This window comes from Blastomonas natatoria (assembly GCF_003201955.1).
In the GTDB taxonomy this organism is placed as follows: Bacteria; Pseudomonadota; Alphaproteobacteria; order Sphingomonadales; family Sphingomonadaceae; genus Blastomonas; species Blastomonas natatoria.
Genome location: NZ_QJJM01000023.1, coordinates 1 through 24690 on the forward strand (window position 1 = coordinate 1; position 24690 = coordinate 24690).

The window sequence follows — 24690 nt, forward strand, 5'->3', positions numbered from 1 at the left end:
CTGGCTGGGGTGGCAGGATTTGGAACATTGGCGTATCCCCTTGCATTCAAATAGTTTTCTGTTTTTCGATAAGTTTTGAGGCCCCCAACGGAGCCCTGTTCAGGTGTTCGAGCTGTCGCGAAGTGACTGCTTCCAGGCCTCGACTTCGCCCTCCGACCAGGCGACCCTTTGCGGGGAGAGCTTGCGGCTCTTCGGGAACTGACCGGCGCGCATCAGGCGATAGATCGAGCGGCGACTGAGCGAGGTCTGCTCGATGACCTCGCCGATCTTCAACATGCGCCCGTAAGGGCCTGGCTGGCTGGCCATGGTCAGCTGCTCCTGGTTTCGGTGAAGGGTTTCTGGTGCTTGCAGCCGAGCGTGCCGCGCGTGCCGCAGCGGCCGCAGGGATCGGGGCTGAGCGCATAGGGGCGGGGGTCCGCCGGGCCGAGATCGGCCATGGCGACGGGGAGCGATGCGCCGCGATCGATGTCGAGCGGTGTGCCGTGCGAGAATCGGCGCGCGATCGACAAGCGCGCTTCGCGCTGGCGGGCATGTTCGCGGATCTGTTTGGCGAGCTGGTTCATGCGCTGCTCACCTCGGAGGACGCGAGGGCGGCGCGGGCTTCCTTCTGCATCCAGAGGACCGTTGGGTTACCAACGTCCTCCGGGCGCGTGGTGCATCCGCTCGCGATCAGCGTCAGCGCTGCCACCAGCGCGGTCAGGTCTGTCTGGGTTGGCAGCCCCGCTCGCGTGTTCCAGAGAGCAATTGCTTCGGCCAATGGCACCTCAGTTTCGGTATAGAAAATGCGGCCGGCAATGCAGGTGTTCGTGTGGTCTGGATTGCGTTGGTGACCCCAATGGCGCGAGCATCCGAGATTGAACCAACTACCGTGATGATCGCTGCCTTGTTCAAGCTCTGCGGGCGCCCCGCAGTGCGCGCATGGCTTCAGCTCAGGGTTTTCGCTCATGCGCTTCGCCTCGCTTTCCATTCGGCCCAGGCCTGGGCGTGCTTGGGGCAGAGGTCCTTTTCGGGTGCCGGGCTGGTGGTGCACTTGCTGCAGATCGGCGCGTCGCAGGTGCCGCTCTTGCAGCCGGGCACTTTCCAGTCGCATAGTTGCTCAGCAATTTGGCCACACTTGACGCAACGCGCCTTAGAACGCGGCCAAGGCTTGCTGCCGCAGACGATCATGCCGGTGCCATCGGCGAGGCGGATATGCTCGCAGGTCATGCTTCCACCCAGCACGATTGCCTGACGACACCGTGATAGCCACACTCGCTGCAGCCCATCCCGCGATCTTCGCCCGGGCACTCCGAACAGCCGGAGCATCGGATTGTGTAGCTGATCGACTTGCAGAGCTCGTTGTTGATGAACGCCCAAGACATGCGCCGATCGAGGCGACGGCCTGCCTTCTGGTCGGCCTCATCCCATGACAGGGGGGTCTCGTCGTAGACGATACGATCATCGACGATTTCGTGCCCGTGGCGGATTACGACGCTGCCAGTCATCGGCCGTGTTCCTGATCGGCGTGCCACTTGGCCCAGTCGAAACCGGGGCCATCGGGGGCAGTCTCGTCGAACATATCGATGCCATTGACTTTACGGCTGTTGACCCCGCAGCGCCCTGTCGCGCAGACAAAGCTCTCAGGTCCCCGTTTGCAGCGAAAAAGGCCATCGCAGGCGCAATAGGGCAGATACCCGGGCTCTCCGACCGATGGTCCAAAGTAGCTCATGCCGCCCCTCCCGGATGCTTGGCGGTCCAGTGTTTCAGCAGCACCTGGCCGGAGACGACGTGCGTGTTGGTGCCGGGCGCTTCGCCCTTGGCGCGCATGACCAGGCCGTACCAATCCATCTGCAGCTTGCTGGCGAGGAACGGGGCGATCGCCTGCACGCGTGGCCCTTCGGACCAGCGCGGCGCGCGCTGCGCGACGGCGCGTTCGTGGCGGACGATCTCCGCAATGCCAGGGAAAAGCGTACCGGCATATTGCAGGCGCTGTCCTTCCCATGCCTTGGCCATGGCCATCAGTGCGACGGTCAGCACGTCGAGCCCGAAGTTGCGGTGGACGCTACGCAGACCGGCAATGTTCATCACCTGTCCGGGCTTGAAGCTGCCGACATTGGTATGCTTCGACATCGTCAAGCCAGCGGCGAGCAGCGCACAGTTGATATCCGCGGCGACAGGATCGCCTGCAGCCAAATCCGCGAAATACAGATCGAGCTGGGAGGGCTGACGCCTGCGCCGATTGAACTCGCTGAAGAGGCTTGCCTCCTGCGCGGGGCCATCGGTGAGCGAGACGATGCAGGGCAGCTGGTCGATATCGCCGCGCATGCGCGCCGCCGCGAGGCGGTGCTGGCCGTCGACGACGTACATGCGCGTGTCAGACCGGCGGGCGACGAAGAGCGGCTGGCACAGATCCCAGTTCCATGTCCGCGCGATCGCGCGGATCATCGACTGACTGCCCGGCGTGTCGATCGAGCGCTGATAGGCATCGTCGATCTGCAGCTGATCGAGCCTGCACCATTGGAGCGAGGGCATGTTGCCGATCGCGGGGGCGAATTCGGGCTTGTCGGCGGCGGTCATGACGGCTGCCCTCCGACTTCGACCATGGCAGAGGTCAGATTGAGGCCTGCCGCGCCGGCCATTACTCCAGCCAACTCGCGCATGCCCTTCATCTTCTCGTCGATCAGGCTCGAGGCGATGAGCATCGCATTGAGGCTGACCCGGGAATCACTGCTGGCGCGTGTCGTTGTCACCAGCGCATCCATCGCCTTTTCGGCGCCATGAAAGGCCAGATCAACGATCTCGTCGGCCTTTCTGGCTGGGACACCGACTGCCATGACCTGCTTGCGTATGGCCTGCCTCATCTGGCGTTCGGCAGCGCGTGCCTCGGGGGTCTTTTGGGTCGCGCTCATGCTGCGCCTCCCGTCAGCTTGACGAGCAGCTGCTGCAGCTCGCCGACCGTCGTGCAGGCCTCGCACTCGTCGTCCGAGATCTGGACATCGAATTCTTCCTCGAGCGCCAGGGCGATCTCGACACCGTCCAAGCTGTCAGCGCGCATATCGTCGCGCAGGTTCAGCTCGGGCGTGACGGTCGCGGGATCGAGCTTGCCGAACTGGTCGGCCAGGATTTTCGCGACGCGGGCTTCGATGGATTGCTGGGTCATGCCACCGGCTCCTCGCTGTCGGCGTCTTGGTCGGCTTCGCCGGAGTCGGCCGCGTCGTCATCGGTTTCCGGTTCGTCGGGGAGCAAAGCGGCCTGCAGAAATGCATCGTGTTCAGCCTCGGCTTCGGCCAGGCATTCCTCGATGTCTGCAGGATCGACCTTGACCCAGAGCGCGACGAAAATCCCGTCGTCGGTTTCCTGGATGGGCGTGATCCACTGGGCGCCGATGGTAGGCCAGAACGCGCGCACCTCGAGCGCGCTTCCCGCGACCTTGGGGGCGGCGAGGCGGGCGGCGCGCAAGCGAACATCCCTCACGCGGCGCTCTGCCGCCCAATCACGCTCGATCGCGGGCGGCGAGCTGTCTTCCTGGCCGGGCTCGACGGGTTGCACAGGCTGAAACCAGTGCTGCGCCAGTTCGACCCCAGTGCCGGACGCATTCAAGCGGAAGGTCGCGATCGCATTGCATTTATCTACGAGCGGGATCTCCTCCGGATCGGTTGCATAGCGCTGCTTGAAACCGTCGGGCGTCTTCGGGGTCGACCAATAAGGGCCATCGACCGGCGCGACAGCCGCATCCAACCAACCGCCATCCTGGGCGAGCGACTGGGCTTCCTGCAGCGCCTTGTCGGTCGCGAGCTTGCGCACCAGGGCGGTGTCGATCAGCAGCTCCCGATCCTCGTCGCCGAAGAACAGGTCGCGCTCGGTCTTGCCGCCGGCAGCGACATAGGCATCGAGGCCGATATAGCGCACCAGACGGTGATCGAGCGGGTAGCTCTTGCCTGCCAGCGCCTCGCGGATGCTGACCGGGCGGTGTGCCCATTCGGGCTGGGATTGCGCCCTGGCCTCTTCCTTCTTGAAAACGGCGAGCTGCACCTGATGATCGGGATGGCTGGCATAGGCTCGCGCGGCCTCGATGCCGATCCGGTATTCGCGCAGCGCCTCGAGAATGGCGGGCGCGAGCGCGGCGAGGCGCAGGCGCTGTTCCACATAACGTTCGGTGCGGCCGAAGCGGCGGGCGCAGTTGGCAATGCGCGTTGCGACATTGTTGATCGCTGACAATGGGTTGCTACCCTCGTACACGATCGCATGAAAGGCCTCGACCTCGTCGGCGGGGTTCATCGCGACCTTTTGCAGGTTCTCAGCCAGGCTCGCTTCGATCGCGTCGTCGCGCGGGATGACCTGGACGGGCACGGGCATGTTCTTCGCGACGCGCTTCTGGCTGGCGAGGAGCTGCAGCGCGCGGAGGCGGCGACCGCCGGCGTCGACCTCGTGCTTGCCGGGATGCTCGATGCTCTCCGACACGACGAGGTTCTGCAGCAGGCCTTTCGACGCGATGGAATCGGCGAGGCTTTCGATATCCTCGTCGCCATTGGTCTTGCGGACGTTGCGCGGCGACAGGATGAGCTTGTTCAGGGGAATGGTCTGGTTCATGGATCAGGTCCTTTCGTGACCGGGCATGGTTGCGGAAGGTGCTGCGCTGCAGACTGGCCGGTCTGCATGCGCGCTGCTGGCCGCAGTGGTTTCAGGCACCGCTGCGGCCAGCTTTGGCTGCGCGGCTGCCCCGCGCTGGCACCCTAGCCAGGCGTCGATATTCTGCCTGACCAGCCTGAAAGTGATGATGCGGACGCGCGGGTTATCGGCCCAGCGCAGGCCCGCAGCGACGCCGCGACGCTCTTCCTCGAGCCGCTCAATGCGCTCAATGAACAGTCGGAGCTGATCGTCTGCAGAAATCGCCTCGCTCATAGTGCGCTGGCTCCCTGCAGGAGGGCGGCGGCGCCGATGACGATGCCAACCAGGTAAAGCACCATAATGACCAGGAAGCGGCGGTGGCGCTGGATCGGGGTGCCGCGCGGATCGGAACATTTGCTGCAGCTGCAGCCCATGCCGTGAATCGGGAGGTTCGTCTGGTTCATCGGATCAGCTCCAGCACGAGGGTCAGGAAAAACCGGCCAGGGATGGCGATGGCGGCCAGCATGAGCGCGACGCCGGCGATCGCGGCGCTTATCGGCTCGCCGAAAAAGCCGTGTTGCGGGCGGCGATCGGCCTTCAGGCCCCAGAGGGTGGGGTCAGGACGCATCTGCGGTCTCCGGAACGTTAGCAGCAACGGCTTGCGCTTCCTTGCGTTCGCAGGCGGTGCAGAGATGAGGGTCGGTTTCCGACCAGGCGCAGGCATGGCCTTCGGCGAAACAGGCGGTGAGCACGCCGCAGCCGCATTCGCGGCAGATGGCCGGCGGTGGCAGGTCTACGCCGTAACGGAGCGCGACGAGGCGGTCATAGGCTTCGCGCTCGAACGGGATTACGCCAGCGACCTGTGCAAGCGCGATGCCATCGACAAAGCGCTTGTCGTCTTCCAGCTCTGCCAGCCAAACGGCGACCTGCAAAACAAGCCTGACGAGACGGGGGCCATCGGGGCTGCTGCCAGGCGGTGTGCTCAACTTGTTGGCCCAACCATTGCCATGAACCCAGGGCAGGAACGCCACCGCCGCCAGCTCGAGGCTGACGCCCGCCGCCTCCCGCCGCTTGCGCAGGTACGTTCCCGGAGACATCGGAGCCGGAAACACGCTTGGCGGCAGCGGCTTGATCACAGCACCAGCTCCCAGCGCTGGCCTTCGCCATCGGTGATGCAGATCGCGCTGTCGGGGCCGGGGCCGAGACTGCTGACGCCGGTGATCGTCCGGGTCGTGCCGGTTTCTGCATCCATGCCCGAGACGGACAGGGTGGGACCGGAGCGATAGGCGCTCCAGTATTTGAGCTGGCGCGGCGCGGCGGCTGGCGCTTCCGGCTGAGCGATTGCGGGATCGGTGAAACGGAAACCGGGCATCTGCGCGGTCATGATCTGGTCGGCCATGATGTTCGCTTTCTTCAGACAGCAGAAAGGCCAGCCCGGAAGCGCGGTGTGCGAAACCGGGCGGGCAGGTGACGGAGTGCTTGGCGAAAGTGGCGGGGTGCGATCTGTGATCCGCGAGAGCTGACCCGATGATCAGCTGCTGGGGGCCTTGCGAGCCGTACCAGACACCCCTTCAGGGTAATTCATGGCACCGGCGTCACGGCGGATGATGCTGATCCGGAGCGCGATCAGCCTCGAGCAGGGGCAGGGTGCGCTTCAGGAAATCCATGGCCTCGCTGCATTCACGCAGGGCCTCTTGCCGGTCCGCCCTGGTCGCGCCGGGAAGGGTGGCGCGGACCAGGGCGGAATGCGCCTCGCCGCCTTCGCGGATGACATCCGCGGTGTGACGGGCGAGCGCGATGTTGCAGGCGAAGCGCTCCATCGACGCCATTTCGAGCTTTAGCTGATAGGTCTCGAACAACGGGGCGCAATCGCCACCGGCGGCGATATAGGCGAGATCGAGCGCGATCGCGCAATCCAGCGGGATCTGCTCGGGCGTGTCCGGATCGCCCCAGTTGCGCACCGTGCGCACGGCGCGACCAGTGACCTGGGCGAGATCGTCATAGCCCTTGGGCATGTGCCCAGCGATGCGGGCCAGGGCGGCGTCGATCGACAAGGGGGCGCGGGCCTTGGTCATCTTTGCGGCCTTACGGCGCGAAGCAGCAGATTCTCGATCTTGCCCTCCGCGATTATCATACGCTGGGAGAGATGGCGCTGGTCTGCGATCAGCTTTTCCGTCACCGCGATGACGCGATTGTCGGACGCGATATAATCGTCGATCGCTGGGTCATCGGTTTCGGTTGCCGCCCAGTCGTACTTACCGGGATGGTCAGTGATTTCCGTGGGGCTCAACTGGCTGAAAGGCCCGATATCACCAACAAAGGTCCGCAGATCGGGCGTGGGATCGGCGCGCATCCAGCCTTCAAAGCGTTCGGCCATTTCGATGACGGAATCGGCGAGGCGGTTCTGCTCGAGCCGACCGACTGCCATGTGCGGCTGCGACAGGATGAGGCGCTGGGCGGCATCAAAGGCACGTTCGCGGATCGAAAGCTTCGCCAGCTCGAGGTGAGGCGTGGGCGGAATGCAGCTTTCTTCTGCATTCTCGCCTTCGGATGGCAAGGGCCAGGCTGGGTTGGGATTGCTATTCGTCATGGCATGATCTCCGACGCCGAACAGTGCTTTGCCGCGATCGCGATGGTGGAAACCGTCAGCATGTTGACGAAGACGGCGATCGCCATCGCCACAATCGCTACGATCATCTTTCCATGGCTGCTCATGACGCGGCCTTTCCGATGGGGACGGAATTGGCGGCAGGGTCCCTGGGATCGCAGGTCAGGGACCCCGCCGCCTCCCCGCTGCCTGCGCATTCACCATGGGACGCAGTGTCTGCCGGTACAGGGTCAGGTCCGGCAGAAGGGCAGGCAGGGTTGCGACCGTCGGGGAGAGAAGACCCGAGGGCTGGGGTTGATGGCGCAGGAGCAAGCTCCAGCGGGTAAATGTCAGGGCGCAGCTCGTGCCGCGAGATGCCGGTGGCATGCTCGATCGTCAGGACGAATTCTGCTGGAAGCGGCTTCTTCCGATCCACCCATTCCCAGACGGTGGACTGTGGTTTGCCGATCAATCGGCCCAGCGCAGACTGTCCGCCGACAACCTGAATTGCCCGGTGAAATGCCTGCACGGATGATTCGAGTTCAGCCATGCGTCTAGTTACCGGTTCATCGGTCAAAGAGTCAACCGATAAAACGGCAGCGCATTACAACCGATTTTACGGTAATCGCTTGCCGTGAATATCGGAGAACGCATGCAGCGACTCATAGACACGATGGGCATCTCGCAGGCCGAGCTTGCCCGCCGTGTCGGCATGAGCCAGTCGGCGCTTAACAGCCTGGCGCGTGGAGACACCCGCAGCTCTCCGCGCCTGCATGTTATTGCCCGCGAACTCGGCACGACAGCCGCTTATCTGTCCGGCGAAACGGATGATCCAGCTGCCGAAGTGCCAGCAATTTCGCTAAATCACGAAGAGCGCCAGTGGATCGAATATTATCACCGGCTTGGCGAGCCTGAGCGGCGCAGCTTTATCACGATCATGCGCTCGCTGATCGAAGGCCCTGCCAGTTCGCACACGCTGCACAACGACCGCCGAAGCTATCAGGCCGAGGTCTAGAATGGGCAGGGTGCATGGTAGCCGACACATATACAGAGCGAGGGCCTGACGCATGTCTCTGCTGTCGCGCATCTCGGGTGTTTTTGCCAAATCGATCGCAGATACGCGAAACGACTGGAATCAGTCCATGGCCAAATATCGGGAGGCGCAGAAGGCCAGGCCGAGATACTTGCCCTTGGCCATCGTCGGCGAGAGCCATTACCAAAGCGCCATACTGGACCTTTGTCCGCTCGAACCGGTCACGCTGGTGCTAGAACCTGACAATCCGTTCGATAGCAAGGCGATTGCGGCCATAGACGATCGCGGAAGAACCATCGGTTATGTTCCGGCGGACAGCTGGGTCCGTCGTGCGCTGCTGAAGGAAAAGCAGGCCTGCAAGGTCCGCGTCAAACAGGTCACCGGCAAGGGCAGAAAAACGCAGGGCGTCGTTCTTGAGGTTGCCCTGGGCCATGGCGAGAAGATTGGCCAGCGCCAGTATGAGGCAAATTCCTGATGCCCATCCCGCTGCATCTGCTCGTCGCCGCCGCCAAGACGCTGAGCGACCCGAACACGATCAAGACGGTCAAGTCGATCTATGATGCCGGTACCGGGCTGATCGACAAGGCGCAGGCCCTGCGCGGGCCATCTGCAGCGAAGCCGAAAGCGGTTGAGGCACGGCCGACATCCGCCCCAGTTTCCCCTGCCAAGCCACAAAAGGGCCTGAAGGCCGATCTGGCCAAAAGATGGATTCTGAAGCCGGGCGCGTCGGGCGATCTGATGCGGTTCACCTATACGGACGATCACGGCCTGGTCAGCGTGCGGACCGTCGGAAACTGGACCAGCAATGGACGCGAGCTGAGCGGCTATTGCCTGAACTTGCGCGCAGAGCATAAGTTCGCGATCGCAAGGATCGAGGCTCCGGAGGCGATTGGATGAGGCTATCTGCATCGATTCTGGCCATGCTGGCCCTGCCGCTGCTGGTCAGCGCCAAGCCTTCAAAAGACGAACGCGCGCTGGCGGTGCCTGCCGCCGAAGTCGCGGCGAAGATGCGCGTGTACAACGATCCGCTTTCCGAATTCATCATCGCCTCGACCCAAGCGCACCGTCAGACCACAGGCGGGCTGCTTTCCATCTTCAATGTTGACCCGTTCGTAATAACGTCGATCGAGAAGAAGACGCGCGAGGTGACCTATGCTGCCGTCTTCCACATTCGCTATACCGGCGACTGGATGTTCTTCAGCGGCGCAACCTATGACGCTGGCAATGGCCCGGAGCGCGGCAAATTCACTGTGATGTCGCGCGATGTTCTGCGTTGCGAGCGCTATGGCTGCGATCATTTCGAGGCGGTGGCTGTCCGGTTGCCGCCAAAGGTGGTGGAAGACGCCGCTGCGGGCCGGTTGACGGGCCAGACTTGGCCGGTGCGTCTGACCGCCGAGAAGGGCGCGCCCTTTACCGCGCAGGTGCCGGTCAACGAGATTGCGGCTGCCAAGCTTGCCGTGGACAAGCTGAAGTGAGCTGCAAGGCGCTGCGCTTTGGGGATGGGCCGGGGATATGAAAGACCCGGACAGCGATATGGACGTGCAGCTGGGACTGGGCCATAATGCCCGCATGTTACACGCCGCGCGCCCCGTGACCTATTATCTGCTGCACGATTACGAGGTGGAGGCGCTGGCCCGGGGCGAGCGCGTGGCCGAGCTGGAAGTGTTCTATGGCGCGTGCGGCATGATGCTGAGTGCACTGCCGGGCATTGTTAGCGAATGGACCGCGATGGCGGACGGTCGCTTTTCGTTCGCGGCGGTGCTGTGGATCGTCATCGGCGTGCTGAGCCTGGGGCTGGCAATAGGCACGGGCTTTACAGGATTTGCCAAGCGCCAAGCGCTGCGCGACAGGCTGACCGAGATGCGGGGACGTCCGAAGGTGCCCATCAAGGACAAGCCCGAGCTGGACTATCGGCTTGGTTGACCAGCCGCAGCTGGAACGTCGGCTGAACCGATTGCCGACCAAGCGATGGTGGCTCGGGTTCATGACCATCGTCACGATTGTGGCCAGCGCGATGGTGCTGTTTGCGGACAATATCAAGGCTGTGATTGGCAGTTGAACGCGAAGGGTGGTCACTTTTCTCGCCCACATATGAGGCAGGAAAAAGTGACCAATTGCGCGCGACAAATAGCGAAATAGCGCTTTTTCACAATTTTCCTGTTATGTTCCCGGCATGGCCAGCCACGTCCCCCAAGCCGACAATGAAACATTGCGCCAGCGGCCAGAAATGGCGAGCTGCAAGCTGTTGGTGCTGAAGTTCGTCCGCCAGTACATTGCCGACTGGGCGGGATCGCCGAGCTTGGGCGAGATTGCGCATGCGCTGGGCACCAACCGGACGCGGGTGCGGCGGGCGGTCAAGCGGCTCGAGGCGGATGGGCAGCTGGTGCGGGTGCCGGGGCCGCGCGGCCTGAGCCTGCCCGAGGAGGAGCCTTTGGCGGTGCGGCAGCTGCGCGCGCGCGGGTGGACGATCAACCCTGACGATCGGACGGCCACGCCGCCGGCGAGCGGGCCGCAAAGCGTCACAAAAGAGCCTCTGCTGCCGCCTGCCGAGCTGGATTATCCTGCGCGCCGGAGATCTGTGGCGGGAAGCGGGGAATATGGCGAAAAAGGCGGTGAAGAGCGCAGTGCAGGCGGTTCAGGCTGACCGGCGGCGATCGATCAATGCGGCCTATGCGCAGCGGCACCCCGAGCTGGCCGCACAGGAGCGCGCGCTGCGCAAGGCACATCACCAGCTGACCCGCGATTATGCACACAAGCGCCATGGCACGCCGGAAACGCATGCGCATGCGGCAAAGCAGGGCCAGGGCACGCTGCATCTGCTCTACACCCGGGGCGTGCTCGACCAGTTCGAGCTGGCCGATGCGGACCTGATCGCGGCGATCGCGGCGAAGATCGGCGCCGAGCTGGGGATCCGCACTGTGAGCCTTGAAACGCGAGTCGATCGATCACCGCGCGCCGATGGGGCATTTTATGAGGCGCTGGGATGGGTGCGGGCGGAGATGGCCTATTCGCGCTGGCGCGACTGGCTGCCCGAGCCGCAGCCGGTGCTGGCGATCATCGTCGGCGATTGCGGGATTGCGCAGGCGGCAGCGCGTTACGGGATCAGCGCGAGGCGGGCGAAGCGCTTGTTGCTCGAGGCGCTCTGGGCCTGGCCCGGGTTTCATGCCGATGCGGTCAAGCGCGTGGATGCGGGCGACCTGCTGGCGATGCATGCGGGGTTGATGTAGGATCGGGGTGACTGCAGCATTGCAGACGCGTACCTTCCTCAAAATTGCGGAGGCACGCCGTTGCCAAACCGAACCGGGAGTCGCGAATGCCTAAATTTGTGTGCAAGGTTGATGAAGATGGCGTGAGGGTCGTTCTGGATGCTGTCGATGGCGAAGAGATATCGGCCGAAATGGTAGCCGCTTGGGCTGCAATCCGTCAAAGCGCAGGTCTCAACGAAATTGCATACAGGCTCATGGGTATCGACAATGCCCTGAACACACTTGCAGATGCCGTCGACCGCTCAAATTGATCGCTCGCCAGGTCAGAAAGGTCGACCAAATACGAAAACTTGCAGGTGTCACAAAATAGACCCTGCCCAAAGCGCATCGAACCGGGCAGAAACGACCCCGCGATAATTGCGCCCTGAGCCCGCGGCACCCCTGTTCCCCAGGTGCCAGCGGGCTTTTTCATGCGCGGGAGACGCCAGCCATGCCCAAAGGTCTCCTGAGGCATGCCGGCGACATTGGCAGCCGCCTCTCCCTTGCCAGCGACAGGCTTGACCGCCTGTGCCGCGATGTATCGCTGGGCGTTCGGGATCAGAGGCAGTTCGACGAGCTCGAGAGCGATGCACAAGCCATCGCGGCCGATATCGTCGCGGCGTTTCGTCAGCCAGAACCGCGCCCAGGCGGCTGCACCAATTTGCGGAGGCGCGGATGAGCATCGACCTGGAGCAGCTGCGCAGTTCGGCATTTGCCGAATCGCCGAACGATGCCGTCGTAACGCGGGCTTTCCTGCGCCAGGTGCATGCCGAGCTGACCGCCGGGCGCGTTGCCCAGGCGCAGCTGACCCGGGCGCAGTGCATGGATGAGGTTGTGCAGGGCCTGCGCAACGTGCCTTCCGAGAAGGCGGTCCGGCTGTGACCACTGCCAGGCATCGCCAGCCTCGCAATGCCGGCCAGGCGCGGCCGCTGCTCGAGCGCTTTGCCGAGCTGGACGGGCAGCGCGCGCGCATCGAGGCCGAGCGAAACGACGCGATCGCCAAGGCGAACACCGCCGCCGACGAGCTGCTGGTGCCGATCGTCGACGAGATGGACGATATCGCCGCCAAGGTTCGTCCCTGGTGGTTCAAGGCGGCGGCCGAGCTGCTGCCGGCCAAGCGCAAGACGATGGAGCTGTTCGGCTGCATCATCGGATCGCGCACCGGCAAGACGGTGCTGGCCATCGATGGCGATGACGAGAGTCTCATAGCGGCGCTTGGCAAGACGCGCTGGGGCAAGGTGTTCGCGCCTGCCAGGCCGAAGCTGGACAAGACGGCGCTGCTGAAGGCGACCGATGGGCCGAGGGCCGAGGATCTGAAGCAGCTGGGCGTGACGGCCAAGGCGGGCGAGGAATCGTTCGTGCTGGCGCGGGCCGAGCAGGCCGGGACGGTGGGATCGTGAAGCTGACCTCGCTATCCCGAGTATCGCACCTCGCAAGCATGCGAGCACGATGGCAGCGCGCGCTCGACACTCGGCCTGATCTGCGCATGCACGACATGATCAGCGGCAATGTCGCCGATGAGGAAATGCTCGAGGCGATCAAGCCCGCGCTGCAGGCTGAGCTGAATAGGCGGATCGAGGTTATCGAAGCCGAGCTGATCGAGCTCGGCATGTCGATCGACTGATGCCGACGCAACCGCCACGCTACCGCCCCCCGGGCTGGAAGCCTGGCAAGCCCTGGGAGCGCCCTGGGCTGTTCGTGAAGGACAATCGCAAGCGCGGCCGTGCCGGCATGCGCGATCGGGCTGCAGTGCTGGCTGAAGAGCCGCTGTGCCGTCTGTGCCTGGACAAAGGGCTCGAGGTCGCCAGCGACATCGTCGACCATATCGTGCCGCTGGCATGGGGCGGCAGCGACCAGCGGCACAACAAGCAGGGGCTATGCACGCCCTGCCATGACGAGAAATCCAAGGCCGAGCGGAAGCTCGCGCAACGGCGGAAAATCGCGGATTTCGATTGAAAATCATCACATGGGGAGGGGGAGGGTCAATCTCTCCCAACGTCCGCCGCCGGACACCGCCTTGGTGGTCAGATTTTCACGCGGTCGAAATCAAAGGGTAAAAAGTTGGGGGTCGATGGCGCGGGGTGGATCTAGGCCGGGGTCCGGTCGGAAGCCGACCTCGTCGGCGATCAAGAAGCTGCGCGGGACCGAAAAGGCGGAGCCGGACACGATCCCGACGATCGCGGCCGACGAAGCGCCGCTGATCTGCCCGATGCATCTGAGTGATCTGGCACAGCTGCTGTTTGCCAAGATCGCGGGGATCCTCGCGGCCGAGAATCGGGCCAGCGGCAAATATGCCGAGCATGTCGCCCTGCTGGCGCTGCGCCTGGAGCAGATCCAGCGCTTCCAGGCGGTGCTCGAGACGGAAGGCGACACTTACAAGTCGGAAACGGCGCGCGGGTTCATCATCCGGGCGCGGCCTGAGGTCGCGATGCTGTCCGATGCGATGCGCCAGGCGCAGTCGCTGCTGGGCGAGCTGATGCTGAACCCTGCCAGCGCGCTGAAGCTGGCGTCCGGTCACCAGGCCGAGGCGGGCGATTTCGACGATTTCTGAGGAGGCAATATGTTCCGACCCGGGTTTATCCATGCGGCCATCTTGGCTGCCTCCTGCTCCATGTCGGCGACGTTGATGAAAGCGCCGATCGAGCAATGCCAGTCGCCGCAGGTTGCACCCGTCACGCGTCAGCGCGAGCTGCCGGCGAACCGGCGCGATCGTCGCCGCGGCAAAGGTCCCCAGGCCAAGCCCGCAAAGCGGAGCAACCGCCTGCATATCAGCCGCCGCACGCGCAGGAAGCATCGCCGCGCGGCCTAATTGCATGTGGAAACGCGCGATTATCCGGCGATCGCCAAGCAATATGCGCGCGATGTCGTTTCGGGGAAGATCCCTGCCGGCAAGTCGATCGTCCGCCAGTGCCAGCGGTTCGTGGATGAGCTGAAGGCGCAGAAGAAGGCTGCGTTTCCGCACCGGTTCGATAACGAAAAAGCGGCGCGGGTGTGCCGCTTCATCGAGAGATTGCCGCATTCGAAGGGCAAATGGGCGCGCGCGAAGGAGCTGATCCGGCTCGAGCCGTGGCAGGTGTGGATCCTGTGCTGCACCTTCGGGTGGCTGCGCAAGCGCGATGGGCTCCGGCGGTTCCGCGTCCTGTTCGTCGTCGTGCCGCGCAAGAACGGCAAGTCGGCGATTGCTGCCGGCATCGGTCTCTATATGTTCTGCGCCGATGGCGAGTTCGGCGCCGAGGTCTATTCGGGCGCGACCAACGAAAAGCAGGCCTGGGAGGTCTTCAAGCCTGCGAAGCTGATGGCTTCTCGCACGCCGGCGCTGATCAAACGGTTCGGCATCGAAATCAACGCCAAGAACCTGGTCCGGATCGGCGACGAGAGCAAGTTCGAGACGATCATCGGGGATCCCGGCGACGGCCAGAGCCCGAGCTGCGCGATCCACGACGAATATCACGAGCATCCTGACGACGGCCAGGTCGACACGATGCAGACCGGCATGGGCGCGCGTGAGCAGCCCCTGCAGGTGCTGATTACCACCGCCGGGGACAATCTGGCGGGGCCTTGCTACGCGAAGATCCAGGAGGAACGCGAAAAGCTCCAGGGAATCGGGGCAACTGAAGAGCAAAAAGCAGCCCGCGAAGCCGCTGGGATGGGCCATAATGGCGGTCCGCCGCTCGACGATGAGACGTTTTTTGCCGAATTTGCGGCCGATGACGAGGACGATTGGCGGTCCGAGGCGACCCTTCGGAAGGCTAATCCGAACCTGGGCGTGTCGGTTGACGGCGATTTTCTTCGCGCCAGGCAGCGCGATGCGATCTCGACGCCCCGAAAAGCCGGTGTTTTCAAGACGAAACACCTGAATCTCTGGGTCGCTTCGAAGGCAGCGTACTTCGATATCCAGAAATGGCGGGCCTGCCACGACCTGAACCTGCCGATGCGGGGCCGGGATCTGTTTCAGTACGAGGCCTTGCGCGGTCGCCGGTGCGTCGCGGGGCTCGATCTGGCGTCGAAGGTCGATATTGCGGCGCTCGAGCTGCTTTTCCTGCCGATCGGCGGCAAGCCGACGGTCGATGACCCGTATGTGCGGGTCGGTTTCTATTTTCTGCCCGAGGAGACAGTCCTTTCGGTGCCAGCCTATCAGGGCTGGGACAGCCAGGGCCTGATCAACGTCACACAGGGCAATATCATCGACTATGACGAGATCCTGGACACGTTGCGCGACGTGCGCGACTTCGCCCAGCTCGAGCAGGTCGCGTATGACCCGCATCAGGCGACGTATCTGGCAACGACAGCCATCAAGGATGGCTTTCCGATGCTCGAATACCGCCCGATCGTCCTGAATTTCTCCGAGCCGATGAAAGAGCTCGATGCGCTGACCAAGGCAGGGACCATCGTTCACGGTGGTTGCCCGGTCATGGAATGGCAGATGAACAACGTCGTCGCGCAGGCCGACCGGAAAGACAATGTCTACCCGAACAAGCCGCGCCCCGAAGCCAAGATCGACAACCCGGTGGCGCTGATCAGTGCGCTGGGCTGCAGCATGACGAAGGAGGAGGAAGTGATCCAGACTTCGCCATGGGATGACCCCGAATTTTCGATGACCGCCGATGAGGATCAGGCCTGATGGGTTGGTTCACCGATTGGCTGCGGGGCGGCGCGGAGCAACGCTCGATCGAGGACCCGAAGTACAATCTCAGCGAGAGCCCGGAAGAGCTGCTGCGCCTTCTCGGCATTGCCGAGACGCAGAATGCGCTGCCAATCGTGTCGATCGAGGCGGCGCTTGGCGTGCCGGCGGTGTTCTCGATCGTCGCCTTCCTGTCGCGGACACTGGCAGCGCTGCCACTGCCGACCTTCGAAGCTGGAGAAAATGGCGCGCGGGTCGATGATCCGGTGGCCCAGCTGCTCAGCTATGCCCCGAATGAGGGCGAAACCAGCTATGGCTGGCGTCGCTGGCATTGGCAGCAGGTGTTTACCGGCGGGCGCGGGCTCGCCTGGATCGAGCGTATTGGCAGGCGTCCGGTGGCGATCTGGCCGATGGATCCGGCGCTGACCACGATCCGGCGGGTCAATGGCGAGCGTATCTATACGCATAGCGGTCGTGATTACCCCGCCGGCGACGTGATCGACACGCCGTTCATGCTGAAACGGGACGGCCTGGGCAGCTATTCGCCGATCGCCAAGATCAACAAGGCGATATCGCTGGCGATCGCCATGGAGAGTTTCGCCGGTGGGTTCTTCCTCGGCGGTGGCGTGCCGCCGCTGGCGCTTGAAGGCCCTTTGCCTTCAGGTGCCGATGCGTACCGGCGCGCGCAGAACGATATTCAGCGCGCGATCGACCTCGCCAAGAAGTCGAACAGCAACATTTTCGGCATGCCGCCGGGGCACAACCTGAAAGCTGTCGGAATCGACCCGTCCAAGGGTCAGATGGTGGAAGCACGGGCGTTCCAGATTATCGAGATCAGCCGTGGCTGGCAGATGCCGCCGGTGTTCGTCCAGGATTTGTCGAAGGGCACCTTCAGCAACACCGAGCAGCAGGATCTGTGGCTGGCCAAGCACCTGATCATGCAATGGGCCAAGGCTTTTGAGGATGAGCTGACACTGAAGCTCTATGGCTGGCAGAACCCGACCCGGCGCGTGCGCCACAATCTCGACGGTCTGCAGCGAGGCGCGTTCAAGGAGCGCAGCGAGGCTCTCGCCAGGGCGATCCAGACCGGTCAGCTGACCCCCAACGAAGCCCGCGCGCTCGAGCAGCGCGCGCCGATGGACGGTGGCGATCAGCTTTATGTGCAGCAGGCTACCGTGCCGCTGGTGATGGCGGGCGCTGGCATCGGTCACAATGGCGGACCGTCGATTGACGACAATGAGGGTGATCCAGGTGACAATTAGGGTGGTCGTCGGACCACCATGCGCTGGCAAGACCACGTACATCAGGGATGCTTCGAAGGACGGTGACGTACTAGTCGACCTCGACGAGATATGCCGGGCCCTGGGAGCGAGCGACCCTTACCAATCGAGCAAGTCGATCCGCAAAGTTGGCTTTGACGCGCGCAGTTCAGCAATTGGCACAGTGCTGCGCGGCATCGAAAATGACGGTTGGATTATCCACACCAGACCGACCCGCGATGCGCTTGATGATTATGCCGAGGCCGGGGCCCATTTTGTGCTGATAGATCCAGGCGAAGAAGAATGCGTCCGTCGGGCTGAGGCTGACGGCAGGCCTGGAGGCACGGTCGATCGTATCCGCGAATGGTACGCCAGGCGAAGCAGCTTGCGGTGGCGATCACCGAACTCGTGGAAACGCCGGACGAAGTGGACGGCATCCGCTTCCAACGCGGCGCACAGCTTGTGCTCGATCGCAGCATGACACCCGAAGACCTGGGCGGCGGGATCAGGGTCTTCCGGCGGCTGCGCGACATGATGATCCCCTACACCCCCACATAAAGGAAACTGCATATGGCAACCGGAGATGGCGTCCTTTCGGACGGCACTGAGCTGTGGCTGACGAATTCGTCGGATATACGTTCGGCAACAACTCGAAGATGATGAATCGCTGGGCTGAGCTGACCGGCGACGCGATGGGGCGCGCAACTAGCCAGCTCAAGCAAGGGGCCTTGGCTATGGGTGCCTTGTTCCGACAGGCTGCGCCAACCGAAGAGGCTGCTGCAAGACTGTCTCAGCGCTTTGCAGTTCTGGCGCTAGACGCGGAGAGCTTTTTTGGTGCCGCGAACTATGACGAAGCGATCGGAAAAATACGAGCTGGCCTCACTGGCGAGGCTGAACCGCTGCGAGACTACGGCGTTTTTCTAACGGAAGCCGCAGTAAAGGCCAAGGCGCTCGAACTCGGCATGATCAAGGTCGGCGAGGAGCTGACGGAGCAGGGCAAGATCATGGCCCGCGCCATCCTGATCCAGGAAGGCTTGGCGGTTGCGAACGGTGATGTGGAACGCACCGCTGGAGATTTTGCCAATCGCGTGCGCGCGCTCAGAGCCGAAATTTTGGAGCTGAGCCAAGAGGTCGGAAATACATTCCTGCCACTGGCAGAGCGCTTGGTCGGTTGGCTCAAGGCGGCTGTGTCTACCATCAAGGACCTTCCTCCGAACCTAAAGGACGCTGCAATTGACTTTGGCATCTTCGCTGCAGCGATCGGACCCGTCATTGTGGGGTTCACAACGCTAGCAACCGCCGTTCTACCCCTGTTCCTGGCCAATATGGGGCCAGTGTTCGTCGCAATCTCTGCGCTAATGAATCCCTTGGGAACAGCACTGGTTCTTCTCGGCAAACTTGCGGGTGAATTCGGGCTGGTAAGTCGCGCGCTTGGCCTGCTGGCCAGTGGCGCCGCACGATTCCTGGGTCCCTGGGGCCTGGTCATCTCCGCGATTTTGCTGTTTTCTGACAGCATCGGCAGCGCACTTCGCGGTGTCGGCGCGATGATCCGCGAAGAGCTCGGTCCGAAGGCTGAGGCGCTCCTCGACCGTCTCGCGAGCCTGTTTGCCGATCTGGATCAGGCATTCCAGGACATCGCCGCGAGCCCGATCGGCGACTTTTTCAAGATGGTGACCGATATTGTCGGCGTGCTCATCGAGGTGCTGCTGCGCCTGGTCGGATCGGGCATCATCGCCGGTATCGGCGCGCTGATCGACATGGTCACAGGCATTGCCGAATATGTCCAGGGCGTGGTGCAGACCGTGTCCAAGCTGTTGCAAGGCGACTGGGAAGGGGCGTGGCAAGCTGCCGGCAACACCGTCGCCCGTGCTGTGCAGCGCATTGCAAACCTGATTCGCGGCGTGATGCCCTGGCTCGCCGGCGCACTCGATCTGATGGCGCGCCTGACCGGCGACCCGACCCAGCTCAACAGTGGCCAGAAATCCGGCGGCATCGGCGGCGCCATCAGTTTCGTTCAGACCGTCGCAGGCCGTGCTAGCGAGTCCATGCCCGTCGGCTTGGCAGCTGGATCTTACGCCATTCCAGGGTCCGGCGATTCAAAGGCTAAAGGCGCCCGCGGACGATCTGGCCCGAGCGCAGAAGAGCTCGCCGATCGCCGTGAAGAGATAAAGCTCGAGCAGGCACTCGCTGTCGCGCAGGAGAAAGGCGATATCGAAGGCGAGCGAGCTTTGCGCCGCCAGCTCGACCTCAAATCCAAGATCGATCAATACGAACGGGCTGGCCTGGACAAGGCGGCCGCGAAGCTGGCGGCTGAGAAGGACCTGACCGAGCTCGACCAGGCGCGCGCTGAAGCGATGGCGCGAGAGATCGCTGATGAAGAAGCTGCCATTGATCTGCAACTGGCCGAGCTGCGCAATGATTATGAGGCTGTCCGTTTCCTGAAGGATCAGGAATACATCCGTAAGCAGATCCTGATGTGGCGCGGCAAAGACGTAAGTCTTGCTGAGGCAGAGCTTCGAGCAGCCAACGACCTCAAAAATCTCGAAGAAGCGCGTGCCGAGCAAATGTCGCGGCGCTTGCGCGCCGACATTCTGGCAGCCGATGGCCCGGGAGGCTTTCTCGATGGTCCGCATCTGCCGAAGATTCTGTTCGAGGCGCATATCTTCGATCGGGAAACGGGTGGACGATTCCGAGCGAGCCATCCGAACATTTCGTCCAGGACCTGGAACCGGAAGCTCTATGTCGGCGGCCAGGGCGAGTGGCTGCGTCTTTACCAGGCGATGCAGCTCGATCGCCGCGCCGCGCTGCGCTCGGCCTCGGTCGGCGGCGCGCAGATCATGGGCTTCAATCACCAGCTTGCCGGCTTCGACACGGTCGAGGCCTTCTGGGATGCGATGAAGACCAGCGAGCGGGCGCACCTCGCTGCGTTCGTCAGCTTCATCCGCAACCGTGGTCTGGTCAGCGCGCTGCGCGCGATCAGCAACCGCCCTGCCGACTGCATCGCCTTTGCCAAGGGCTATAACGGCAGCGGCTTTGCGGCGAACGAATATCATATCAAGATCGCCGGGGCGCACGCGAAATGGTCGGCAGCATGATCGCCTGGCTGCTCCGGCCGACCGCCGGTTCACGGCTGGCTCTTGCCGGCATCGGCCTCGCACTCGCCAGCATCATCGGCTGGATCATCATTTCGCTGGGCAGCTCTTCGCTCGAGACAGCCAGAGAGGCCGGACAGGATGCCGGCCGCGCGATCGAGCGCGCCGAAACGCTCGAGACCACCATCAAGGACGTGGAGAAGGCCAATGAAGCTGCATCGACTGTTCGTTCTGATCATGCTCGCTGGTGCGACCAGTGCCTGCGGCACAGTCGCACGCCCGGCGCCTGCCAGTACCGCCTGCCTGGCGCTGAAGACGCTCAGCTTTGCGCAGCTGCCGCCGGGCCAGAAGGACGATCCGGGCAACGTCGCTGACAGCCCCGAGACGGTCGATGAGATCGTCGAGCACAACACGCGCTGGGAAGCGCTCTGCCACAGATCGGGCAAGTGATCGCTGCCGTGCAACTGGGGGTATCGGCGGGGGTATCGCCTTCAGCCGGAGGCCTGAAAACCCGCGCAAAACTGCCAATCTGACCGTGCGTTGATCCGGAGGGATTATCCGGATCACTCAAATCCCGATCAAATACCGAAAATGGCGCATTTCTGCGGTTTTTCCTCGATCAGGGAACAAGGTGACACCATGCTGACAAATGCCGCGGTGAAGGCCGCGCTTCCTGCCGCGCGCCCCTACAAGCTTTGGGATGGCGGCGGACTGCACCTGTTCGTGGCGCCGAGCGGCACCAGATCGTGGCGGCTGAAGCTGCGCCTGGACGGACGCGAGCAGCTGCTGACGCTCGGCCGCGCGCCGGACATGACGCTGGCCGCTGCGCGCCTCGAGCGCGATCGCCGGAAGGCGGCGCTGGCCGAACAGAGTGCCGGCGAGATCCAGCCGCAGACTTTCGGCCAAGTCGCTCGCGCCTGGCACGCGCATAACGTGAAGCGCTGGTCGCCGGTGCATGCCGGCGATGTGCTCGCGAGCCTCGAGCGCGATATCTTTCCCACGATCGGCGACAAGCCGATCGGCGACATACGACCGGCCGAGCTGCTCGGCTCGATCCGCGCCATCGAGGCGCGCGGTCGGCGCGCCACCGCCTCGCGCGTTCGCCAGCGCGTATCGGCGATTTTCGGCTTTGCCATGGCCCACGATCTGGTCGCTGCAGATCCTGCCGCGCAGCTCGGCCGCGCGATGGCCGGTACCGGGCTGGTCCATCCGCATCCTGCATTGCTCGATATCGCTGACTGCCGCGCGCTGCTGCATGCATGCATGCGCGCAGGCGCATCGCCGCATGTCGAGCTCGCCTCTCGATTCCTGGCATTGACCGCAGTGCGCCTCGATGCGGTGCGCGGGATGCGCTGGGGCGAGATCGACTGGGAGTGTGCCGATGCCGGCCGCCCGGCCTGGCGCGTGCCGCCGGCGAGAATGAAGCTGGCGAAGGACAAGAAGGCCGATCCGCGGTTCGCCCATCTGGTGCCATTGAGTGCGCCGGCGCTCGAGCTGCTGCGCGCGGCGGCACAGATCCAGGGCGCGGCCGATATCAGGGCGATCGATCCCGCGCAGCTGGTTTTCGCGCCGGCTGATGGTACCTCGCCGATCGCGCGCGGTTCGATCGGGGCTATGTATCGGCGCGCCGGCTTTGAAGGGCGGCACGTTCCGCACGGCTGGCGATCGAGCTTCTCGACGATTCTCAATATCGATCTGGGCCCGGACTATCGCGATGCGATCGACCGGGCGCTGGGCCACGCGGAGAAGAACAAGGTCGAGGCCGCGTATAATCGATCGGGCATGATCGATCAGCGAACTGCGATCTTCGATCGCTGGGGTGAGCTGCTGGCCGCGTAAAACCCGGCCAGGCACTCGTTTATAGCCCTGCAAGGCGGTGCCGCTGGCACGAGGCTTGCTCCTGGCCCCTGGACAGCCTGGGCGGCGCAAGCCGCCCCTGCGCGCCGGTGCGGGTTTGCACGGCGGTGATCATTTCACCATCGGGTTCGGGGTCTGGGGCCAGTTCAAAGCGCCCGGCGAAGCCGGACTATATCACCAGCTCCCGGTTTCTCTGCGGGTGGAAGATTCGCGCTTGTCCAACATGCGAGCGATGGATTTCAAGGTTTCCCCCAGGCGGCCGTCGACCGCGCCCATGGCCTCGAGATAGCGCTGGGCCGACAATCCCTCGACCATGGCCTTCCATTCGGCCTGTCGCTGCTCTCCAGCCCATTTGACGTCGTCGGGCAGCGGAGCGCGGCCCATCAGATGACGCACCATCTGCGCGACCTCTGGCGGCAGATCGAGCGCATAGGCGTTGGTGATCTGCTCGACCTGGGGACCGGTGGTGTTCTCGGTCGGCTTGGATCTGCGGATCCAGTGCAGGAAGCCCGCGTCGCGCAGCCGCTTCAGGGCAGCGTGAACAGCCGAATAGGACCGCCCGACCGCCTCAGCGATCGTGGCGATCGCAGGCTCGAGCCGCCCCTCCTTATAGTCGACGAAGGTCATGTATAGCGCCTCGAGCACCTCGAGCGCGACATGGCCCAGCGCTCCGTTCCTGCAGCCCGGGCTGAGTCGCTGGCGCGCGCGCAGCGTTTTGCGCTCGAGTTCCTTGGCACTCTTCAGCACTGCACCGCCATAGCGCCTGCCGCCACGTCGCGTGCCGTCGCCGATCGGGCGCCAGAGGCGCTTTTCGATCTGGCCCTCGTAATAGCTGTTGCGCCAAACCGGCTGGCCAGTGCGACGCCTTTTGGTGAATTCCTTGCCGGCGATGACGTCGCCGATCGCGCGGCCGGCGCCGCCACGCCCTTCGATCGCTGCCGTCATGCCGCGATCTCCCAGAAACAGCCGAAGCCGGTGACCCGGCCCCAGCTCTCCCGATGCTTCAGGCGATGAGCGATTCCGGCGGCTGCAGGCCTTCCATCAGCATATCGGCCCAGGCCTGGGCGATCTGGCGGCGGCGCGGCAGATACGCGGCGCGGTTGTACGCTGCCTCCACGTCGCCCTTCACATGGGCCAACATGCGATCGATGATGGCCGTATCGTCCTCCCGGCCCTGCTGCGCTGCCCATTCGTTCATGATGGTCGAGAAGCTCGCGCGCCATCCGTGTGGGACGTGACGACCGCGATAACCAGCGTCGAGATAGAGCTGGCTGAGCGTCGAATCGCTGATCGGTGTTCGTCCTATCAGGCCTGGATACAGCCAGGACTTGTGGCGACTGACCTGCATGGCGGCTTGAACCGTCGCCACCGCCTGAGATGAAAGCGGCACCAGAAAATCCCGGCGGGAATCGGCCTTCAGTTCCTTGGACAGCTTCATCTTGGCTGCCGGGATTCGCCAGAGCGGCATCGGCCCGTCGAGTTCCTCGAACTCCTCGCGCTCGGCCAGGCGCACTACGCCCGGGCGAACCGCCGTCAACGCCAGCAGGCGCGAAGCCAGCCGCGTGGCCTTCAGTGCATGACTGACGCCGTCGATCGCCTTCACCAGTTCCTGCAGCTCGTCGATCGCCAGGATCGCCGGGAAGTTCGATTTGCTCGCAGGTGCCAGCGCCTTGCGGATGATGGCGGCGGGATCCGTCTCGGCCAGGCCTGAAGCGATCGCCCAGACGAACACTTCCGACATATGCCCGCGAACCTCGTGCGCCATCGTCTTCGCGCCGCGCCGCTCGATCACCCGTATGGTCTCCAGGACCTCGACCGGCGTGATCTGCCCGATCGCCATCTTGCCGAGCCGCGGAAAGACGTTCGCCTCGAGGCGCGCCAGTACCTGGGCCGCGTAGCGCGATGACAGGGTGGGGGCCTTGTCCTTGTGCCAGGACAGCGCCACTTCCTTGAACGTCTCGCCGTCCTTCGCCCTGCGCTTGGCCATCTGCAGCGTTGCGCCCGGATCCCGACCGGCGAGCAGCTCGGTCCGCGCCGCATCGCGCGCGCGCCTTGCGTCCTTCAGCGACAGAAGCGGGTAGGGACCTAGCGTCAGCTTCTTCTCGCGGCCCTGCCAGCGATACTTCCATTTCCAGCTTTTGCCGCCGGTCGGTCGGATCGCCAGATACAAGCCCCCGCCGTCGAACAGCCGAACCTCCCGCTCGGCCGGCTTCGCCGCCGCGATCGTCCGTTCTGTGAGCAAATTCGTTGCTATGACAGGCCCCCTTTGAGGCCCCCGCGTCGCAGGCCCTTTGCTGCGACTCGCTGTCCTCGACTGGCACAAAGTCTTTGCATTCCAACGAGGAATTGCAAGGCTGCTGTCGCGCCTTGGCGCTCGCTGGCACAAACACTGGCTGGGGTGGCAGGATT

General features: G+C 63.7%; 41 protein-coding genes and 1 pseudogene. 22 read left to right on the top strand and 20 right to left on the bottom strand.

The window, feature by feature from the left end:
- Positions 1-99: 99 nt before the first annotated feature.
- From C7451_RS18420 to C7451_RS20530, 18 genes and pseudogenes are all read right to left on the bottom strand, one after another.
- Positions 100-306, bottom strand: coding sequence for a helix-turn-helix transcriptional regulator (locus tag C7451_RS18420; RefSeq protein WP_110300349.1), 207 nt, complete (start codon positions 304-306; stop codon positions 100-102).
- Between the two features lie 2 nt (positions 307-308).
- Positions 309-563: a hypothetical protein gene (locus C7451_RS18425; protein WP_110300350.1), complete on the bottom strand. Its 255-nt coding sequence runs from the start codon at positions 561-563 to the stop codon at positions 309-311.
- Positions 560-967: a Lar family restriction alleviation protein gene (locus tag C7451_RS19845; RefSeq protein ID WP_146215421.1), complete on the bottom strand. Its 408-nt coding sequence runs from the start codon at positions 965-967 to the stop codon at positions 560-562. The genes C7451_RS18425 and C7451_RS19845 overlap by 4 nt, the downstream gene beginning before the upstream one ends.
- A 235-nt stretch (positions 968-1202) precedes the next feature.
- Positions 1203-1484, bottom strand: coding sequence for a hypothetical protein (locus C7451_RS19850; RefSeq protein ID WP_146215422.1), 282 nt, complete (start codon positions 1482-1484; stop codon positions 1203-1205).
- Complete coding sequence (locus C7451_RS19855; RefSeq protein ID WP_146215423.1) at positions 1481-1708, bottom strand: hypothetical protein; 228 nt, start codon at positions 1706-1708, stop codon at positions 1481-1483. Before C7451_RS19855 ends, C7451_RS19850 begins: the two co-directional genes overlap by 4 nt.
- Positions 1705-2556: a DUF6551 family protein gene (locus C7451_RS18440; RefSeq protein WP_110300353.1), complete on the bottom strand. Its 852-nt coding sequence runs from the start codon at positions 2554-2556 to the stop codon at positions 1705-1707. Before C7451_RS18440 ends, C7451_RS19855 begins: the two co-directional genes overlap by 4 nt.
- The gene (locus C7451_RS18445; protein WP_110300354.1) at positions 2553-2888 is read right to left on the bottom strand and encodes a hypothetical protein; all 336 of its coding nucleotides are present in this window, start codon (positions 2886-2888) and stop codon (positions 2553-2555) included. The genes C7451_RS18440 and C7451_RS18445 overlap by 4 nt, the downstream gene beginning before the upstream one ends.
- Positions 2885-3139, bottom strand: coding sequence for an acyl carrier protein (locus C7451_RS18450; protein WP_110300355.1), 255 nt, complete (start codon positions 3137-3139; stop codon positions 2885-2887). The genes C7451_RS18445 and C7451_RS18450 overlap by 4 nt, the downstream gene beginning before the upstream one ends.
- Complete coding sequence (locus tag C7451_RS18455) at positions 3136-4569, bottom strand: ParB/RepB/Spo0J family partition protein (RefSeq protein ID WP_110300356.1); 1434 nt, start codon at positions 4567-4569, stop codon at positions 3136-3138. Before C7451_RS18455 ends, C7451_RS18450 begins: the two co-directional genes overlap by 4 nt.
- A 213-nt stretch (positions 4570-4782) precedes the next feature.
- Positions 4783-4881 (bottom strand): annotated as a pseudogene (locus C7451_RS18460) (GapR family DNA-binding domain-containing protein); the annotation flags it as partial.
- Positions 4878-5051, bottom strand: a complete 174-nt coding sequence (locus C7451_RS20050; RefSeq protein WP_167398609.1) for a hypothetical protein — start codon at positions 5049-5051, stop codon at positions 4878-4880. The gene C7451_RS20050 and the pseudogene C7451_RS18460, both read right to left, overlap by 4 nt.
- Positions 5048-5215, bottom strand: a complete 168-nt coding sequence (locus C7451_RS20055; RefSeq protein WP_167398610.1) for a hypothetical protein — start codon at positions 5213-5215, stop codon at positions 5048-5050. The genes C7451_RS20050 and C7451_RS20055 overlap by 4 nt, the downstream gene beginning before the upstream one ends.
- Positions 5205-5723: a hypothetical protein gene (locus C7451_RS18465; protein WP_110300357.1), complete on the bottom strand. Its 519-nt coding sequence runs from the start codon at positions 5721-5723 to the stop codon at positions 5205-5207. The genes C7451_RS20055 and C7451_RS18465 overlap by 11 nt, the downstream gene beginning before the upstream one ends.
- Positions 5720-5986 carry a hypothetical protein gene (locus C7451_RS18470; protein WP_110300358.1) on the bottom strand — a complete coding sequence of 89 codons (267 nt, stop codon included), beginning with the start codon at positions 5984-5986 and terminating at the stop codon, positions 5720-5722. The genes C7451_RS18465 and C7451_RS18470 overlap by 4 nt, the downstream gene beginning before the upstream one ends.
- 196 nt (positions 5987-6182) lie before the next feature.
- Entirely contained in the window at positions 6183-6662 is a 480-nt protein-coding gene (locus tag C7451_RS18475) for a hypothetical protein (protein WP_110300359.1), read from the bottom strand.
- Positions 6659-7177: a hypothetical protein gene (locus tag C7451_RS18480; RefSeq protein WP_110300360.1), complete on the bottom strand. Its 519-nt coding sequence runs from the start codon at positions 7175-7177 to the stop codon at positions 6659-6661. The genes C7451_RS18475 and C7451_RS18480 overlap by 4 nt, the downstream gene beginning before the upstream one ends.
- Complete coding sequence (locus C7451_RS20445; RefSeq protein WP_279629510.1) at positions 7174-7302, bottom strand: hypothetical protein; 129 nt, start codon at positions 7300-7302, stop codon at positions 7174-7176. Before C7451_RS20445 ends, C7451_RS18480 begins: the two co-directional genes overlap by 4 nt.
- Positions 7299-7724 (bottom strand): transcriptional regulator, encoded by a 426-nt coding sequence (locus tag C7451_RS20530; protein ID WP_110300361.1) that lies wholly within the window; start codon positions 7722-7724, stop codon positions 7299-7301. The genes C7451_RS20445 and C7451_RS20530 overlap by 4 nt, the downstream gene beginning before the upstream one ends.
- 102 nt (positions 7725-7826) lie before the next feature.
- On the opposite strand from C7451_RS20530, the gene C7451_RS18490 reads away from it, so the two are divergent.
- The 22 genes from C7451_RS18490 (at position 7827) to C7451_RS18585 (ending at position 22263) form a co-directional block, all read left to right on the top strand.
- Positions 7827-8189 carry a helix-turn-helix domain-containing protein gene (locus tag C7451_RS18490; protein ID WP_110300362.1) on the top strand — a complete coding sequence of 121 codons (363 nt, stop codon included), beginning with the start codon at positions 7827-7829 and terminating at the stop codon, positions 8187-8189.
- Between the two features lie 127 nt (positions 8190-8316).
- Positions 8317-8682, top strand: coding sequence for an HIRAN domain-containing protein (locus C7451_RS18495; RefSeq protein ID WP_167398611.1), 366 nt, complete (start codon positions 8317-8319; stop codon positions 8680-8682).
- Complete coding sequence (locus C7451_RS18500; protein ID WP_110300364.1) at positions 8682-9104, top strand: hypothetical protein; 423 nt, start codon at positions 8682-8684, stop codon at positions 9102-9104. Before C7451_RS18495 ends, C7451_RS18500 begins: the two co-directional genes overlap by 1 nt.
- Positions 9101-9682, top strand: coding sequence for a hypothetical protein (locus C7451_RS18505; RefSeq protein WP_110300365.1), 582 nt, complete (start codon positions 9101-9103; stop codon positions 9680-9682). The genes C7451_RS18500 and C7451_RS18505 overlap by 4 nt, the downstream gene beginning before the upstream one ends.
- Positions 9683-9719: 37 nt before the next feature.
- Positions 9720-10130, top strand: a complete 411-nt coding sequence (locus C7451_RS18510; protein WP_110300366.1) for a hypothetical protein — start codon at positions 9720-9722, stop codon at positions 10128-10130.
- Complete coding sequence (locus C7451_RS20060; protein WP_167398612.1) at positions 10123-10266, top strand: hypothetical protein; 144 nt, start codon at positions 10123-10125, stop codon at positions 10264-10266. The genes C7451_RS18510 and C7451_RS20060 overlap by 8 nt, the downstream gene beginning before the upstream one ends.
- 114 nt (positions 10267-10380) lie before the next feature.
- Entirely contained in the window at positions 10381-10851 is a 471-nt protein-coding gene (locus C7451_RS18515; RefSeq protein ID WP_110300367.1) for a LexA family transcriptional regulator, read from the top strand.
- Positions 10805-11434, top strand: a complete 630-nt coding sequence (locus tag C7451_RS18520) for a hypothetical protein (protein WP_146215424.1) — start codon at positions 10805-10807, stop codon at positions 11432-11434. Before C7451_RS18515 ends, C7451_RS18520 begins: the two co-directional genes overlap by 47 nt.
- 86 nt (positions 11435-11520) lie before the next feature.
- Complete coding sequence (locus C7451_RS18525) at positions 11521-11724, top strand: hypothetical protein (RefSeq protein WP_146215425.1); 204 nt, start codon at positions 11521-11523, stop codon at positions 11722-11724.
- Positions 11725-11903: 179 nt separating this feature from the next.
- Positions 11904-12131 carry a hypothetical protein gene (locus tag C7451_RS18530; protein ID WP_066212735.1) on the top strand — a complete coding sequence of 76 codons (228 nt, stop codon included), beginning with the start codon at positions 11904-11906 and terminating at the stop codon, positions 12129-12131.
- Positions 12128-12334 (top strand): hypothetical protein, encoded by a 207-nt coding sequence (locus C7451_RS18535; protein WP_110300370.1) that lies wholly within the window; start codon positions 12128-12130, stop codon positions 12332-12334. The genes C7451_RS18530 and C7451_RS18535 overlap by 4 nt, the downstream gene beginning before the upstream one ends.
- A complete protein-coding gene (locus C7451_RS18540; RefSeq protein WP_110300371.1) occupies positions 12331-12852 on the top strand; it encodes a host-nuclease inhibitor Gam family protein in 522 nt (173 codons plus the stop codon). Before C7451_RS18535 ends, C7451_RS18540 begins: the two co-directional genes overlap by 4 nt.
- 86 nt (positions 12853-12938) lie before the next feature.
- Positions 12939-13076 (top strand): hypothetical protein, encoded by a 138-nt coding sequence (locus C7451_RS20065; protein WP_167398613.1) that lies wholly within the window; start codon positions 12939-12941, stop codon positions 13074-13076.
- A complete protein-coding gene (locus C7451_RS18545; RefSeq protein ID WP_110300372.1) occupies positions 13076-13408 on the top strand; it encodes an HNH endonuclease in 333 nt (110 codons plus the stop codon). The genes C7451_RS20065 and C7451_RS18545 overlap by 1 nt, the downstream gene beginning before the upstream one ends.
- 115 nt (positions 13409-13523) lie before the next feature.
- A complete protein-coding gene (locus tag C7451_RS18550) occupies positions 13524-14003 on the top strand; it encodes a P27 family phage terminase small subunit (RefSeq protein ID WP_110300373.1) in 480 nt (159 codons plus the stop codon).
- A 9-nt stretch (positions 14004-14012) separates the two neighbouring features.
- Positions 14013-14261: a hypothetical protein gene (locus C7451_RS18555; protein WP_110300374.1), complete on the top strand. Its 249-nt coding sequence runs from the start codon at positions 14013-14015 to the stop codon at positions 14259-14261.
- A 6-nt stretch (positions 14262-14267) separates the two neighbouring features.
- Positions 14268-16073 carry a terminase large subunit gene (locus tag C7451_RS18560; RefSeq protein ID WP_110300375.1) on the top strand — a complete coding sequence of 602 codons (1806 nt, stop codon included), beginning with the start codon at positions 14268-14270 and terminating at the stop codon, positions 16071-16073.
- A complete protein-coding gene (locus C7451_RS18565) occupies positions 16073-17335 on the top strand; it encodes a phage portal protein (RefSeq protein WP_110300376.1) in 1263 nt (420 codons plus the stop codon). The genes C7451_RS18560 and C7451_RS18565 overlap by 1 nt, the downstream gene beginning before the upstream one ends.
- A 387-nt stretch (positions 17336-17722) precedes the next feature.
- Positions 17723-17890, top strand: a complete 168-nt coding sequence (locus C7451_RS20070) for a hypothetical protein (protein WP_167398614.1) — start codon at positions 17723-17725, stop codon at positions 17888-17890.
- 53 nt (positions 17891-17943) lie between these two features.
- On the top strand, positions 17944-20427 hold the full coding sequence (locus tag C7451_RS18575; protein WP_110300378.1) for an N-acetylmuramidase domain-containing protein: 2484 nt from the start codon (positions 17944-17946) through the stop codon (positions 20425-20427).
- 204 nt (positions 20428-20631) lie between these two features.
- Positions 20632-20874, top strand: coding sequence for a hypothetical protein (locus tag C7451_RS18580; protein ID WP_110300379.1), 243 nt, complete (start codon positions 20632-20634; stop codon positions 20872-20874).
- A gap of 189 nt (positions 20875-21063) precedes the next feature.
- Positions 21064-22263, top strand: coding sequence for a tyrosine-type recombinase/integrase (locus C7451_RS18585; RefSeq protein ID WP_110300382.1), 1200 nt, complete (start codon positions 21064-21066; stop codon positions 22261-22263).
- Between the two features lie 192 nt (positions 22264-22455).
- Here C7451_RS18585 and C7451_RS18590 read toward each other — a convergent pair whose 3' ends face one another.
- Both C7451_RS18590 and C7451_RS18595 read right to left on the bottom strand, forming a co-directional pair.
- Positions 22456-23226: a LexA family transcriptional regulator gene (locus C7451_RS18590; protein WP_110300380.1), complete on the bottom strand. Its 771-nt coding sequence runs from the start codon at positions 23224-23226 to the stop codon at positions 22456-22458.
- Positions 23227-23284: 58 nt separating this feature from the next.
- On the bottom strand, positions 23285-24523 hold the full coding sequence (locus C7451_RS18595; protein WP_167398615.1) for a tyrosine-type recombinase/integrase: 1239 nt from the start codon (positions 24521-24523) through the stop codon (positions 23285-23287).
- Between the last annotated feature and the right edge of the window lie 167 nt (positions 24524-24690).